This window comes from Emticicia soli, from assembly GCF_037860775.1.
GTDB lineage: Bacteria > Bacteroidota > Bacteroidia > Cytophagales > Spirosomataceae > Emticicia > Emticicia soli.
Window position 1 is genome coordinate 422,353 of record NZ_JBBEWC010000001.1, and the last position, 15,741, is coordinate 438,093.

Sequence of the window (15,741 nt, forward strand, 5' to 3'; positions counted from 1 at the left end):
AGTGTATCAGAATTTGAGTATATTTGGTTTCTATTCAACAAAGTTGTTTAGTTAAACAACTTTAATTATAAACTACTGTATTCAATTCTATGAAACTCTTACTTCTTATTTTACCCGTGGCTGTGTTTGCACAGGCACCGCCAAATGTTGAAAGTACTTTAGAGACAATCAACATAAAATCTGGCAAACGAACGGTGATACTTAAGGAAAAACGCCATTTTGAAGCTCCCAACTGGTCGAGAGATGGCAAATACTTTATTATCAACTCAAAAGGTTTATTAGAGAAAATTTCGACTAGCGGCGAAAAACTCGGTATTATCAATACCGACTTCGCTAATCGGTGCAATAACGACCACGGCATCAGTTTTGATGGCAAGATGCTTATCATCAGCCACAACGATAACCGTATGAAAAATACCTCAGGAGGGAATTCACGTATCTTTACGCTTCCTATAGAGGGCGGCACACCCACACTTATTACCGAAAATGCGCCATCTTACTGGCATGGCATTTCGCCTGACGGACAAACCTTAGTTTATTGTGCCTCCAGAAACGGAGAATTTGATGTATACAGCATACCTGTAACTGGCGGAGAAGAGAAAAGGTTGACCAATGCTCCCAGCCTGGACGACGGGCCTGAGTATTCGTACGATGGTAAATATATCTATTTCAATTCGCATCGCACAGGCAAAATGCATATTTACCGTATGAAACCCGATGGCAGCGAGCAAGAACAATTAACCAACGATGAGTACAGCAATTGGTTTGCTCACCCCTCGCCCAATGGCAAATGGATTGTCTTTATTACTTATATAGAAGACCAGAAAGCGAATCACCCTTTTGGTAAAGATGTTAAGCTTCGCCTGATGGATTTAAAAACCCGCAAAATTAAAGACTTAACTGATGTGTTTTTTGGAGGTCAAGGCACTATCAATGTACCAAGCTGGTCGCCCGATAGTAAACAACTGGCTTTTGTAACTTACCATATCGACAAATAATCTATTTAAATCATATTCTAATGGCCGAAAATCAATCTCGTCGTTCGTTTATCCAAAACCTGGGTGTCGGTCTTGGCACTACGGCGGCAGCATTTGCTGTTCCATCGCTTGTAAGTATTCCTGAGTCTAAATCTAAGCCTAAACATGAAGGTAAAAAACTAGGCATTGCATTGGTTGGTTTAGGAAGCTACGCAAAAAATCAGCTAGCTGTGGGTTTAGAGCAAACACCCAATTGTTATCTGGCTGGTATTGTAACGGGCACGCCAGCCAAAGCTGAAGAGTGGATGAAGAAATACAACATTCCTAAAAAGAATGTGTATAACTACCAGAATTTCGACCAGATAGCTGACAACAAAGATATTGATATTATATACGTGGTATTGCCAAACTCTATGCACCACGAATACGTAATAAGAGCAGCTAAGGCCGGCAAGCACGTAATGTGCGAAAAACCGCTGGCCAATACCCCAAAAGAATGTGAAGAAATGATAAAAGCCTGTAAAGATGCAGGCGTGCAGCTTGGTGTGGGGTATCGAATGCACTTTGAGCCTTTTACAAAAGAGGTAATCAGAATGAGCCGTGAGAAAGTTTTTGGTGATGTAAGGTTTATCCAGACAAATTTCGGCTTCAGAATCGGCGACCCGACACAATGGCGCTTGAAAAAAGCAATGGCTGGTGGTGGCCCACTAATGGATGTTGGCGTTTATTGTGTGCAAGGTGCACGTTACATAACGGGCAGAGAACCGCTTGCCGTAACGGCTCAATTTGGCCCGATTACAGATCCAGAACGTTTCAAAGATGTAGAAGAGTCGCTCTCATGGCAATTTGATTTCCCTGATGCTGTTACGGTAAATGGTTTTACTTCTTATAAAACCAATATTGAGCAATTGTTTACAACCTACGACAAAGGCTTTATTCATTTAAGCCCTGCTTATAGTTATGGGCCAATTAAAGGCCGCACTAGCCAAGGAGAACTGAATCTGCCTATTGTGCACCACCAAGCCAACATGCTAGAAGCCATTGTGCGTGAGTTTCAGGAAACCAAGTTATTTCCAAGCCATATTTCGGGCGAAGAAGGTTTGAAAGATATGAAAATTCTATCGGCTATTTATGAAGCGGCTCAAACTGGTAAGAAGATTAGTTTAGTGTAGTCTTCAATAAAACCTTATAACAAAAATCGTTGGCTTGGTAGTCAACGATTTTTGTATTTATATACCGCTTTGTTACTTATTATTAAAGCTTAGGCGCAGCAGGCTTATTAGGTGAATCAAAAGTATTTGCTCCTTTTACCTTCACTTTTCTGCGATACACCTTATCAACACAAGTAATATACATAATATCAAAATTCGGCCCACCGAAACATACATTTGACACTTGTCCTTTAGTTTTAGGTACCGGCAAAATAGCATTTACACGGCCTGTCTGGTCTAGTACTTGTATGCCTGTAAGCGTAGTAACATATATTCTGCCGTCTTTATCACATTTCAGCCCATCAGACCACGCATTTTCGTCTACGTCTCTCACATGCAGCCAACCATATCTTTGTTTATGGGCTAATGCACCATCAGCTTGAATCTGATATACCCACACCCAATGCGAAGCCGATTCGGTTACATATAACTGTGTCTGGTCGGGCGATAAGGTTAAGCCGTTAGCAAACTTTAATCCTTGATCTACTTCTACTTTTTCGCCATTGGGTTTTATCAGATACAATTTACTAGGATTGCTTACTCCATTTGGCGCAGTGAAATAGATGTTGCCATTTTTGGCAACCACAATATCGTTTCCCGTTTGGTCGTCCGCTACAACTGTTTCTTTTCCTGTTGGGTCATAGCTGATAATCTGCTTTGCACCACCTGCTACTACATAGCGTTTTCCGTCTGGGCTGAATGCCGTACCGCTGGCTTTTTTTGCATCTAAATCAAGTACCGTAAGTTTTCCATCTAAACCCACCTTATAGGTTTTTGAGTTAGGAATATCCTGATAAAATACCTCGCCTGCTGCATTAGTAGCTGTTCCCTCTGTAAATCCATAGCCCTCTCCTACCAACTCCCAATTTTCATTTTCGATAAGAATATCGCTCAAAAACTGATTCTGAGATTTAGCTGTCGCTACAGGTTTTGGATAATCTTTCCATAACCAGCGCATAGCATCGGGGAAAACAGCGGTTCCATGTTTGCCATTGTGGGCGCCTTCGCCCCATACGTGTTTTACTTCATAGCCTGCAAAGGTCAACGCTCGCTCCATCATTTCGTTAGATTTCCACCAGTCGCCAGCATAGATATTCAAATCATTGATTCCATCTTGCAGATAAACCCTTATTGGCTTTGGCTCATATTTGCGTATCAAGGTTGGGTATTCGTTCGCCCCTCGTAAACCTACATACGTGCCAATAGCACTAAAAACCCGCGTAAAAGCATCGGGACGCTCCCATGCAGCCGTAAAAGCACAAACCGCACCACTACTAGCTCCACCAATGGCTCTATCATTTCCATTTTTTGATAGACGAATCGGTCGCCCATCACTTGCTTTTTGTTTTTCTACTTCGGGCAAAATTTCTTCCAAAAGAAACCTTGCATAATTATCTCCTAAACCATCATATTCAAAGCTACGGTTAAAGCGGTCGAGGGCAGTTTCGGCATTAGCTGCTTTTACTCGCCCATGCATTACAAAAACACCTATTGTTACAGGCATTTCTTTTTTATGAATCAGGTTATCGAATACCGTTGGGGCTTTCCACTGAACACCATCTTGATTTATATAAACACAAGCGGGTTTTTCAGGCTTGTATTGCGCCGGAATATAGACCCAATATTCACGCCATGTACCGGGGAAAATCTTGGAATCGGCAAATTCAAATTTTAATACTTCTCCTTTAGGTACGCCGGCTTGCTCAACAGAGGCGGGGTCTTCAGGATAGTTTTCAACAGGGTTTTGCGCAAAGGCATTTACTTGCCAACAAACAAGCATTGTAAAGATTACTTTTTTCATAGACGAGCTTTAGAAGAGGTAGAATAGAATAATCAAATATAGTAAAATATATGAGATAAAAGGCTGATGCACCAGTAGAATAAAGCAGTTTTAATCAGATTATTTCTTAGCACCACTTCTAAGATGGAACATCAAAATTGAGCGGAACAATATTCTTATTTTGGCTTAAAATAATCAGCTCCGACCTTTCAGTAAATTTTAGAGATGAATCTCCTGCAAAAATTTATTCTTACTCAACAGATTACCTTTATTAGCATGATTTTCCGAGTTTCCCATTTTGTCATGCTAAATAAAATTAATCAATAAAAATATGAAAACCGTTTCTTTTTTAGTCAGTTTGCTTTTTGTTACAGCTAGCTCTTTTGCTCAGGTGTCGAATGAGAATACAATGAGTGTTATGATTAATGGTACTGAGTATAAAACGCAACCCCGCCAAATTAAGATTGGCAATTATGCTTATTTTACGGGTAATGCTACAAAGCCAGATAAAATGCTGAGAATATGGCTAGGTGATTTTTATGGTCGTTCGGCTGTTGAGTCGGGCACTTACTTGATTGTAAATGCTGATAAACCTGATACTAAAGCAAACATCAAAAAAGCACAGGAATCAGGAAACTATAAAGGTATTGCAGCTATCAGGTATGTAGAAGAAATTAAGACTCCTCGCATGGAATACCACATGGGCGAGTCTCAAAATAATGATGAGACCTTGGAAGTAAAAAATAACGGCGATGGTTTTGTAGAAATTACTTTTAACAGCAAACTAGAAGGTACTTATTGGAAAGAAAAAGCCACAGCTACGGCGTTTGGTGGGTTAGGCAGGCTTAGAGACAAAGTAGAAAATAAGATTATTACTCAAGCTACAGGTTTCGACTCAAATATTGACCCTGAGGGTAATGGTTATAAAAAACAAGAGAAAAAAGATGAAATAGTATTAACCAATGGCAAAATGAGAATGAAAAACAACTGAGTTATTTGACACATAAGCTAAACCTAGAAGGGGGAAATTCTATTTCTCCCTTTTTTTTATGTTAGCCTGTGCATGGCTCTCAGTATTTTCTACATAAATAATATCAATATCCACAATAAAATAAGGGTTCGTACATAGATTAAATAAAATTATCCAAATAAAATTTATATTAACAACAAATTATCCTAATTTTGTACAGAATTTAGAAAAACCAACTAAATTAACAATTCATTAAGGATAAATTAACTTAAAAGATAATGTCAGCAACAAAGAATTACATTCCTTACAAAGTAAAAGACATTTCCCTTGCCGATTGGGGTCGTAAAGAAATCAAATTAGCCGAAGCAGAAATGCCGGGCTTGATGTCGATCCGTAAAGAATATGGCCCATCAAAACCACTAGCAGGTGCACGTGTAGCAGGTTGTTTACACATGACAATCCAGACTGCGGTTTTGATTGAAACATTGGTAGAATTAGGTGCTGAAGTAACTTGGTCATCGTGTAATATTTTCTCAACGCAAGACCACGCCGCTGCTGCTATTGCTGCTGCTGGTATTCAGGTTTATGCTTGGAAAGGCCAAACTGCCGAAGAGTTTGACTGGTGTATTGAGCAAACTTTGTTTTTTGGTGAAGAACAAAAACCATTAAACATGATTCTTGACGATGGTGGTGATTTAACAAATATGGTATTTGACAAATACCCTGAGTTAATCGGCGACATCAAAGGTTTATCAGAAGAAACAACTACGGGTGTACACCGTTTATATGAGCGCCAAAGAAATGGCACTTTGCACTTACCGGCTATTAACGTAAACGACTCTGTAACAAAATCGAAATTTGATAACAAATACGGTTGTCGTGAGTCATTAGTTGATGCGATTCGTCGTGCAACTGACTTGATGCTTGCTGGTAAAGTTGCAGTTGTTGCTGGTTATGGCGACGTAGGTAAAGGTTCGGCAGATTCGTTACGTGGAGCAGGTTGTAGAGTGTTGGTAACTGAAATTGACCCTATCTGTGCGCTACAAGCTGCTATGGATGGCTACGAAGTAGTAACAATGGACGAGGCTGCCACACGTGCTAATATCTTTGTAACGGCTACTGGTAACATCGACATTATCCGTGACCGTCATTTCAAAGCCATGCGTGATAAAGCTGTTGTTTGTAACATTGGTCACTTCGATAACGAAATCGATATGGCTTGGTTAAACGACAACTACGGACACACTAAGTCTACTATCAAACCACAAGTTGATATGTATGAAGTAGATGGCAAAGAAATCATTATCTTAGCTGAAGGACGTTTAGTTAACTTAGGTTGTGCTATGGGTCACCCATCTTTTGTAATGTCGTGCTCGTTCTCAAACCAAACTTTGGCACAACTTGAATTGTGGAACAACAGCGATAAATACGAGAAAAAAGTATATGTATTGCCTAAGCAACTAGATGAGAAAGTAGCTGCTTTCCACCTTGCTCACGTAGGTGCGAAACTAGATACTTTAAATGCTGACCAAGCTGCTTACATTGGTGTAGCGGTTGAAGGTCCGTTCAAAGCAGAAATGTACCGTTATTAATATTGTTGATTTTTCAACGCACAGAGAGGGATTCAGCCGGATTCCTCTCTTTTGTTTTTATTCAGGCTTAATAGTTACCCAAATGCTACTACTCCGGCCTTTATCATCTGTACACGAGATTTTTAGTTTACCAGCCGTAGGCATAAAAAACACAGGTTGGTTAGCTTTAGCTTTTTTAAGTAACTTATCATTTAAGTACCAATACACCTCTTTTACATCGTTAGCCGCCTGGCAAGCCAATTGCATTTGTTGAGGGTCTTTGGTATTGACATAATATTCGCTTCCGTTGTTAGGATTTGTAATAACAGGCAGATTGTTAGATGCGCCAAACACCCTTGTACAAGCCGGATTATGAGCTGGAATCTTCTCATAAAGAATATGCTTTAACTCATAAAAGCTGATTAACTCTGGCGCATAATTCATGTAGTTTTTCTGCTTATAATTACCATCAATGGGTAAGCATTGCGTACAGTAACTCATGGTTTCGGCATGATTAACAAAAAACTGCTTGATATGGGCGCATTTGCGGGTATGAGAGATATTCCGGATAGAATAATCAAGAATTTTATTGCTACAATAATCATTCGGCAAATCGCCTGATTCGGCGCATACCTGCCGAGACACTACATTATCAGGTTGTTTAAACCACTCGTTTGTTGAGTTGTAATCAATACTATTAAAAACCTGAAACAACAAGGGCGTTGCTATTTCTGCCCCGCTCAATTCGGGAACACCTTCGCCCGAAAAATTACCTACCCACACGCCTATTGTGTATTTTTTGTTATAACCTATACTCCAGGCATCACGTTTCCCAAAAGACGTGCCCGTTTTCCATGCTATTTTGGGCAGGCGATATGTATAATCGAAATTATTCGGCAAATCAGGTCTTTTGATTTGCGATAAAATCTGCGTGATTAAGAAACACGATTCTTTAGAAATCAGAGGCGACGCACCTCTGCTCTCTTTCGCCTGTTTTTTTAAGCTCATTCTCTCCCAATTCCCCTGATTGGCAAAAACGGCATATAGTTGTGTCATTTCTTCGAGTGTTACGCCGCAGCCTCCCAAAACTATCGACAAACCCAAGTCTTTCTCTTGCTTCTTTACCGTCTGGAAGTTTGCTTTTTTCAATACATCAATCAGCTCTTTTTTGCCTAAATCTCTTACTACCTTCACGGCCGGAATATTCAAAGAATTAGCCAGCGCAAACTCAACTGTTACTTTACCATTAAACTTCTTATCAAAGTTTTCGGGCTCAAATCCGCTGAAATTGGTGGGTACGTCATTAATAATGTTTTTAGGCGTAATTATGCCCTTATCGAAAGCCGTAGCGTATAACACAGGTTTCAGGGCACTTCCGGGTGAGCGTATGGCCTGTATGCCATCTACTTGCCCACCATCAGTCTTATTATTGAAATTGGCAGAACCAACGTAGGTTTCAACCTGCATGGTTTCGTTGTTAATAACCAGAACTGCCGCATTATGGATATTCATCGCCCGAATACGGTTCGCATAATTCCCGACTATTTGCTCTACTTTTGATTGTACAGGCAATTTGATGTAAGTCTGGATAGTAGGTTCATCAGGGAACTGTTTTTTCAGTCTGAGAGCCAGATGTGGTATCAGCTTTGGGGCTTCATGGCGGCTTACATTAAGAGGCTCTCGCAGAGCATCGTTTATTACCTGGCTTTCAAATGCTCTTTCAAGTTTAAAACGCTCAAGCCATTTGTTTCTTTCCTGCACAATAAAAGGGTTTCTTGTCCCCAATTGCAAACTTGTAGGTCGGTTAGGAATAATAGCCAGCGTGGTTACTTCGGCCAGACTTAATCTATCGGGCGATTTCTGAAAATATAGATAAGAGGCAGATTTGATACCTTCGATATTAGAACCATAGGGCACCAAATTAAGATATAATTGCAGAATCTCATCTTTTGAGTAAAAAAGTTCTAATTGCATTGCCCTACCTATTTCTGACAGCTTATTCAGGTAAGTCCTCTCTCCAGGATATAGCAAGCGCACAACCTGCATGGTTATAGTACTTGCACCCGAAGTACGCCGATTTTTAGTAAAATTATTATAAAATGCCCTTACCACAGCAATAGGATTAACCCCAAAATGATAATAGAAATATTTATCTTCTTTGGTAATAATAGCTTTGCGGAGTGTTGGGGTAATTTCTTTCAGTTCTACGTACATCCGCCATTTATCGTCAGGACTCAGAAAAGCGTGTAGTAGTGTGCCATCAGAAGCTGTAATAAGCGTAGAATACCTCGTGTTTATTTTTAGTGGAAAAAAAAGGTTCAGCAAAATCAGTACTCCCAGCAGTATTAAAGCTATTTTTCCATAAATACTTTTAAACAAGAAGGAGAAAAGTTTTTGAGAGAGAGACTTAAACACGAATTTATTTTTTAAAATTTGTCATGAATTAAACGAATTTAAACGAATATTGTGTTTCAAACTACCTTAATTTTTCATGAATCTAAAATTAAAATCTAAGCTTCGTAAAATCACTACCTTTATTTTTGATATTGACGGCGTACTGACCGACTCTACCATAATAGCCCTGAGAGGCGGCGAACTAGCCCGTACTTTCAATGTAAAAGACGGCTATGCTATGGGAAAAGCCGTGAGGTCCGGCTATAATATCGCTATTATTTCAGGAGGAAAAGAAGAAAGTGTAAGGGAGCGCCTTGCACCACTAGGGGTAAAAGATATTTTTCTGGGAATAAGAACAGACCAGAAACTTTCTGTTTTTGACCAGTATCTGATAGATAATAATCTCACAGCCGAGCAAACAGTATATATGGGAGACGATTTGCCCGATTGGGAAATCATGAAGTATCGAAATGTACTTTCTGTTTGCCCTGCCGATGCCGTTGACGAAATCCAAGAAGTAGCTTTGTATCGTACAAAAAAAGACGGCGGAAAAGCCGCCGTAAGGGAGGTTATAGAAATGGTAATGAAAGAACAAGGCAAGTGGATGAAGATTTTTTAAAAATATAGATTATTTTGCCTCTATAATACAAAAAAGCCTATCTTCCTATTGTGGAAAGATGGGCTTTTTGTACCTACTCTATTTAACAAAAGAATTGATTTTATTAAAAGGAATACTTATACGTAAAGATTTTTTATATTTGTTTATAATAAGCACCTTCTCCTATTAATTGTTATGCGTTTAAACCGTCTTTTGCTATGAAAAAAGGTCTATTGCTCTGTTCTCTTTTTCTGGGCTTGTCAATTGTATCATATTCTCAGACAATTATCAGATTTGTCCCTGATAAATCATTAAAAAGTAGCAGTTCGCAAGTTTTAGTTAGCGGGCAAATAAAGCAAATAGGCAATGATTTCAGCCATGCAATACAACTTGAATTACCCGACCGTAAGCTTAATCTGCAATTCAGACCGAGTGCAATTAAGCAATACGAGAAAATCTATACATCAGACGGCGAACTACCAAGCCAGGCAGAACTGTATGAAGCATCTAGTGGTACACAAAAATATTACCTCACAAGTATTCATAAACAATTTCATGGGCTGTTTTTTTCAGAAAACGAGGAGTACTGGAGTATTGACAAACAAAATGACTCTTTTTATACTTATCAGAAAATACCTAAAGCCGGAGGTTTTGAAAGTACATGTGCCTATGATTTGCCAGAGCAATCTATCAGTAAAACTAAAACCCGATTTAAACCTTCTGCCCTGGCAACTTGCGTTGAGTTTTCTATAGGCTTTGTATGTGATTATAAGCAATACCTATCATCTGGTTCTAATGTTGCTCTCTTAGAAGCCGAAAACCTTAAAAGGCTTGCCATTACACAACTTATTTTCGCACCCTTTACCTTTAAGACTGATATTGTTTTTAAAGCAATCGGGCATATAATTTATACTAATGAAGATTCTTCTCCGTGGACAACCAATGCTACTAAGACTTTAATCGAATCTTCTGCCGATTTACATTTCAATTGGCAAAAACCAGAAGCATGGAAGAAGCATAAATCACTTATTGTAATTGGCCTAACCGGCATAAATTTTTCAGGTAGAATTATAGGCTATGCCAGATATTATCGAAATGAGCTTGGAATAGGAACATTTATCATGAAAGGTTTTCTTGATGCCTCTCAATCAATATGGGTAGCGGCCCATGAAATGGGGCACGTTCTTGGTGCTGAGCACGATAGTATACAGGATGACGGAGGAGCATCGCTAATGCAACCAAATTATAGCAAAACTAATTGGAGCTCTCGAAGTAAACAAGCTATTAATGCTCTATTAGACGAATTAGATCAAAAGAAGTTAATTTATGAGTGTTCAAAAATTTCGCTTAGCTATGAATTGGAAAAAGATACTATTTCATTCAAATGGGAAACCAACTATGAAGATGTAGAAGATAAGTTTATTATCGAATTCAGCTCTGATAAAGAAAAAACCTGGCATGAATTAAGCTCAAAAGCGTCAAAAGGAGCTTTTACTTATCAATACAACTTTATCAGCCCGAAGCCTTTGAGTGAAGTTACTTATTATCGGGTACGTCAACAAGGATTCAATGAAATAACATCAAACAGCGTAGCTATTGCTATTACATCTACCGAAAACTTGCCTGAAAACATCAAGGTCTTTCCAAACCCTTTTGTAAGCCAAATTCAGATAGAGTTACTGATTCCTGATGATATAAGTATCTATAATATAAGCGGAAAGCGTATAGTAAATACAGCACATAAACAAAGCCAATACACTATTGATACATCTGCTTGGCCTGAAGGCACTTACTTTATTCAAGCCAAGGGTAGTCAGAGAGTACATAAAGTTGTCAAGTAAAGACGTTATCTTAAAACCCAACAGGTTTCAGTTTCAAACCGGCTGTTTCGTCGAAACCAAAAATAAGATTCATGTTTTGCACTGCCTGTCCCGATGCTCCCTTCGTAAGGTTATCAATAATACTGCTTATCAAGAGGTTATCCCCATGTTTTTCAAGGTGCAAAATACACTTGTTAGTATTTACTACTTGTTTCAGGTCTATTTCTGCCTCATCGCTTATGTAAGTAAAAGGATGAGCCGCGTAGTAATCCTGATATAGTTGATAGGCTTGTTCTATTGAACCCTCAAACTTGGTATATAAATTCGCCATGATTCCTCTCGTGAAGTTCCCACGGTATGGAATAAAATTAATTGCTTTACTGAAATCAGGCTGTAATGACTTAATGCTTTGGTTGATTTCTTTAAGATGCTGATGCGTAAAGGCTTTATATATCGAAATATTGTTGTTTCTCCAGCTAAAATGCGTAGTTGCCGAAAGAGATTGTCCTGCGCCCGTGCTACCCGTAATGGCACTTATATGCACATCTTCGTTCAGAAGCCCCGCTTGTGCCAAAGGCAAAAGCGCAAGTTCTATACTCGTGGCAAAACACCCCGGATTCGCAATTTTATTGGCTGATTTAATCTTGTCTTTTTGTAGCTCAGGCAAACCGTATGTAAAGCCATTGGTTTCGTCACGGAAGTCGGTGCTGAGGTCAATAATTTTTATGTTTTCCGGAATAGCATTTTCTGCCAGAAACTTTTTTGATTCGTTATGCCCTGAGCATAAAAACAAAACATCTGCTTTACTGAAATCCTGTTCATCGGCAAAAGTAAGGTCTGTTTCGCCCAACAAGTCGCCATGAGTAGCATAAACGGGCTTTCCGGCCTGGCTTTTAGAATTAACAAAAGCGATGTTTGTATTAGGGTGATTCAATAAGATTCTAAGTAATTCTCCTCCTGTATAACCTGCGCCGCCAATGATTCCGATATTAATTTTCATAAAAAGACTAAAATTTAAAGCAATGTTATTCTCTGATAAGCCACTTGCCTACCAGTAATGAATGTTAAAATATTGTTAGAACGATAATATTTTGCCTGATTACCGAGATATGTAGTATAACAACAGATAGTTTGTAGAAGTTTCTGCCGCAATTTACGAATTTTACGTCTATCTATCGGATAAAACTTATAATTTTGAAAAAAAATCAAACACCTATAAAATGATATTTTTAGAAATCCCGTGGAATGTCAATCCGATTATTACAAAATTAGGCGGATTTGAATTACGTTGGTATGGACTATTATTTGCCTCTGGCTTCCTGATTGGCTACCAGATTATGGCCCATATATTTAAAAAAGAACATAAACCAGAAAAAGACCTGGATGCCCTTTTATTTGTAATGATTATAGCTACTGTAATAGGGGCTCGCTTTGGCCATTATTTCTTTTATGAATTTGACAGTTTTAAACAAGACCCCGGTAAGTTTCTGATAGATATGATTGTTCCGCCTTATACAGGTCTTGCCAGCCACGGTGCGGCGATAGGTATTCTTACTGCCATGTTTATCTACGGACGGAAACATAAAGACCAGCCTTTCTTATGGGTAACCGATAGGGTCGTTATAACCGTTGCCTTAGGTGGTGCTTTTATCCGCTTAGGAAACCTGATGAACCATGAGATACTTGGTAAACCAAGTAATTTGCCCTGGGCATTTCGCTTCAATACCTTTACCATGAATGCCGACGGTTCATTAAAAATGACCCCCGAAGCATTTACTCGCCATCCTGCGCAATTATATGAAGCAATTTCTTGCTTCATATTATGTGGTTTATTGTTTTATTTGTGGAATCGATTTAAAGAAAAAACACCTCACGGCCTTTTGTTAGGTATATTTCTTATCTGGGTATTTACTCTAAGGTTCTTTTACGAGTTTTTGAAAGAAAATCAGGAACAATTTGAAGATGCAATGACCTATAATATGGGGCAGATACTGAGTATTCCGGCGGTTTTGTTAGGTATCGGTATTTTGGTGTATGCCTTTACCAAAGGTAAAAAAGATGCAGAATATTACTCAACACATAAGTTTGAAACCGGGAAGGCTTAAACAAGCCAGGTTTATAAAAAGAATGGCTCGTAAGATTATCTTACGAGCCATTCTTTTTATAATCTTAGCCGATTTTTTAATATTAGCTCGCCATTAAGAAGCCTTTGATAAAGTCATCAATTTCTCCATTTAAAACGGCTTCGGTGTTCGATGTCTGAATATTAGTACGATGGTCTTTCACGCGGCGGTCGTCTAATACATAGCTACGAATCTGCGAGCCCCACTCAATCTTCATTTTGCCGGCTTCTGTTTCAGCTTTTGCAGCATTACGTTTTTCAACTTCAAGCTGGTAAAGTTTCGATTTCAGCATTTGCATGGCGTGCTCACGGTTGGCATGCTGGCTGCGCTCTATCTGGCAGGTAATCATGATACCCGTAGGTTTGTGCGTAAGCTGTACTTTGGTTTCCACCTTGTTTACGTTCTGCCCACCAGCACCACCCGAGCGAGAAGTCTGGATTTCGATGTCGGCGTCTCTTATTTCAATCTCAATTGAGTCATCAACCAATGGATAGGCATAAACAGATGCAAACGAGGTATGACGACGTGCATTAGAATCAAAAGGAGATACCCTTACCAAACGATGTACGCCATTTTCTGATTTCAAGAAACCATAAGCCATAGGGCCTTCAATCTGTAATGAAACCGATTTTACACCAGCTGTGTCTCCATCCTGATAATCAAGTTCTGACACTTTATAGCCTTTTTTATTGGCCCACATCATATACATACGCATCAACATACTCGTCCAGTCCTGGCTTTCTGTTCCACCTGCGCCTGCATTTATCTCAAGTACTGCACTAAACTGGTCTTCTTCATTCGAAAGCATTTTTTTCAGCTCCAGTTCTTCCAGTATTAAATCAAATTTTTTTGCTTCTTCGTCTACTTCCTCTTCAGTAGCTTCGCCCAGCGTATAAAACTCATGCAAAGTTTCAAGGTCACCAATAGCACTTTCTGCCTTTTCGTAGCCTACTGTCCAGCCTTTCAGGGCACGTACCTGTTTCATTACACTCTCGGCTTTTTCGGCATCTGTCCAGAACTCAGGTTGAGCCGTCTGGTTTTCGAGGTCGTCTAGTTGTTCTTTCTTACTATCGTAGTCAAAGATACCCCCTTAAAGCCGCTACTCTGGCTTTTAACTCCTTCAATTGTTCGGTAGTCATATTATTGTTTTAAAAAATATTTACAATTATAAAGGCAACATTACCTTTTCAGAATCAGGGTGCAAAATTAGTCAAATTTATTCATTATCTTCAAAGTTGCATCTATATAAAAGCCGAAACATTAAATTTAAAACATCTTTGGCTTTTTTGTGTTATACCTATACTATTATAAGAGTATGTTTAATTTTTTGTAAAACCCTAAAATTTTAAGTAAAACCTACGAAATAATGAGTAACTACTCCATACGAGATTTAGAATACCTTTCAGGTATTAAGGCTCACACCCTCAGAATCTGGGAGCAACGTTATAATATTATCACTCCTAAAAGAACAGATACTAATATACGTATTTATGACGACCAAGACTTAAAACTGGTTCTGAATATTGCTTTACTGAAGGAACATGAATATAAGATTTCTGAAATTGCCAAATTCTCGGCCGAAAAGCTCTCGAAAGAAATAATAAGTATTTCAGAAAAAAAACATGGTTATCCAGACCAGATTCATGCGTTAACTATTGCTATGATAGACCTCGACGAGGCCCAGTTTGAGAAAATAATGGCTACTAATACGTTGAAGTTTGGTTTTGAAGATATGATGATTAACATCATTTATCCGTTTCTGAGTCGGATTGGTATTTTATGGGTAACAGGCTCAATTGGCCCTGCTCAAGAACATTTCATCTCGAATCTTATTCGTCAGAAACTTATTGTGGCTATTGACGGGCAAGTTATGAGACACAACCCGCACTCGAAAAACTTTGTTTTATACCTACCCGAAGGCGAATTGCACGAGCTTTCGTTATTGTTTGCCAACTATATTTTAAGGGCTCGTAATCATAAGGTAATTTATCTAGGCCAAACCCTACCTTTTGACGAATTGGTGTTTGTATGTGAATCGCAAAAACCTGATTATATCTTTACTGCTATCACCTCTACACCGGCAAACGACGAAACACAGGTATATGTAAGTAAGCTTGAGAAAAAATTCCCTGATGTTAAAATTCTGCTTACGGGCTATCAGGTAATAGGCCAGGGAATAGAAACCAGACCAGATACTCAAATCATTACGCATATTAATAAGTTGATAGAACTTGCTGAGCAGAAAGAATAAATTTTATTGCTCTTTGCCATACAAGCAAAACGCCCCGACCTTTGCA

The 15,741-nt window shown here is 38.9% G+C and carries 12 protein-coding genes; 8 read left to right on the forward strand and 4 right to left on the reverse strand.

The window, feature by feature from the left end; genetic code table 11:
• Positions 1-89 precede the first annotated feature (89 nt).
• Together WAE64_RS01815 and WAE64_RS01820 are read left to right on the forward strand one after the other, a co-directional pair.
• Complete coding sequence (locus tag WAE64_RS01815; protein ID WP_340233840.1) at positions 90-998, forward strand: TolB family protein; 909 nt, start codon at positions 90-92, stop codon at positions 996-998.
• 20 nt (positions 999-1,018) lie between these two features.
• On the forward strand, positions 1,019-2,149 hold the full coding sequence (locus tag WAE64_RS01820) for a Gfo/Idh/MocA family protein (protein ID WP_340233842.1): 1,131 nt from the start codon (positions 1,019-1,021) through the stop codon (positions 2,147-2,149).
• Between the two features lie 82 nt (positions 2,150-2,231).
• On the opposite strand, the gene WAE64_RS01825 is transcribed toward WAE64_RS01820, so the two are convergent.
• Positions 2,232-3,989, reverse strand: a complete 1,758-nt coding sequence (locus WAE64_RS01825) for an SMP-30/gluconolactonase/LRE family protein (RefSeq protein ID WP_340233845.1) — start codon at positions 3,987-3,989, stop codon at positions 2,232-2,234.
• A 310-nt stretch (positions 3,990-4,299) separates the two neighbouring features.
• Here WAE64_RS01825 and WAE64_RS01830 point away from each other — a divergent pair, with 310 nt between their 5' ends.
• Together WAE64_RS01830 and ahcY are read left to right on the forward strand one after the other, a co-directional pair.
• A complete protein-coding gene (locus WAE64_RS01830) occupies positions 4,300-4,959 on the forward strand; it encodes a hypothetical protein (protein ID WP_340233847.1) in 660 nt (219 codons plus the stop codon).
• A 257-nt stretch (positions 4,960-5,216) separates the two neighbouring features.
• Positions 5,217-6,530, forward strand: a complete 1,314-nt coding sequence (gene ahcY / locus WAE64_RS01835) for an adenosylhomocysteinase (RefSeq protein ID WP_340233851.1) — start codon at positions 5,217-5,219, stop codon at positions 6,528-6,530.
• Between the two features lie 57 nt (positions 6,531-6,587).
• Here the strand turns inward: ahcY and pbpC are convergent, their stop codons facing one another.
• On the reverse strand, positions 6,588-8,888 hold the full coding sequence (gene pbpC, locus WAE64_RS01840; RefSeq protein ID WP_340233856.1) for a penicillin-binding protein 1C: 2,301 nt from the start codon (positions 8,886-8,888) through the stop codon (positions 6,588-6,590).
• A 112-nt stretch (positions 8,889-9,000) separates the two neighbouring features.
• Between pbpC and WAE64_RS01845 the strand changes: the two genes are divergently transcribed.
• On the forward strand, positions 9,001-9,522 hold the full coding sequence (locus tag WAE64_RS01845) for a KdsC family phosphatase (RefSeq protein ID WP_340233858.1): 522 nt from the start codon (positions 9,001-9,003) through the stop codon (positions 9,520-9,522).
• 197 nt (positions 9,523-9,719) lie between these two features.
• Entirely contained in the window at positions 9,720-11,342 is a 1,623-nt protein-coding gene (locus tag WAE64_RS01850; RefSeq protein WP_340233860.1) for a T9SS type A sorting domain-containing protein, read from the forward strand.
• Positions 11,343-11,352: 10 nt separating this feature from the next.
• Here WAE64_RS01850 and argC read toward each other — a convergent pair whose 3' ends face one another.
• A complete protein-coding gene (argC, locus tag WAE64_RS01855) occupies positions 11,353-12,321 on the reverse strand; it encodes an N-acetyl-gamma-glutamyl-phosphate reductase (RefSeq protein ID WP_340233862.1) in 969 nt (322 codons plus the stop codon).
• Positions 12,322-12,541: 220 nt separating this feature from the next.
• Between argC and lgt the strand changes: the two genes are divergently transcribed.
• Entirely contained in the window at positions 12,542-13,426 is an 885-nt protein-coding gene (gene lgt, locus WAE64_RS01860; RefSeq protein WP_340233864.1) for a prolipoprotein diacylglyceryl transferase, read from the forward strand.
• Between the two features lie 82 nt (positions 13,427-13,508).
• On the opposite strand, the gene prfB is transcribed toward lgt, so the two are convergent.
• Positions 13,509-14,583, reverse strand: a protein-coding gene (prfB, locus tag WAE64_RS01865; RefSeq protein ID WP_340233869.1) for a peptide chain release factor 2 whose coding sequence is annotated in 2 segments (ribosomal slippage) — positions 13,509-14,522 and positions 14,524-14,583 — 1,074 coding nt in all. Because the reading frame shifts where the segments join, the coding sequence is not laid out codon by codon here.
• Positions 14,584-14,810: 227 nt separating this feature from the next.
• Here prfB and WAE64_RS01870 point away from each other — a divergent pair.
• Positions 14,811-15,695 carry a MerR family transcriptional regulator gene (locus WAE64_RS01870; protein WP_340233871.1) on the forward strand — a complete coding sequence of 295 codons (885 nt, stop codon included), beginning with the start codon at positions 14,811-14,813 and terminating at the stop codon, positions 15,693-15,695.
• The last annotated feature ends 46 nt before the right edge of the window (positions 15,696-15,741 follow it).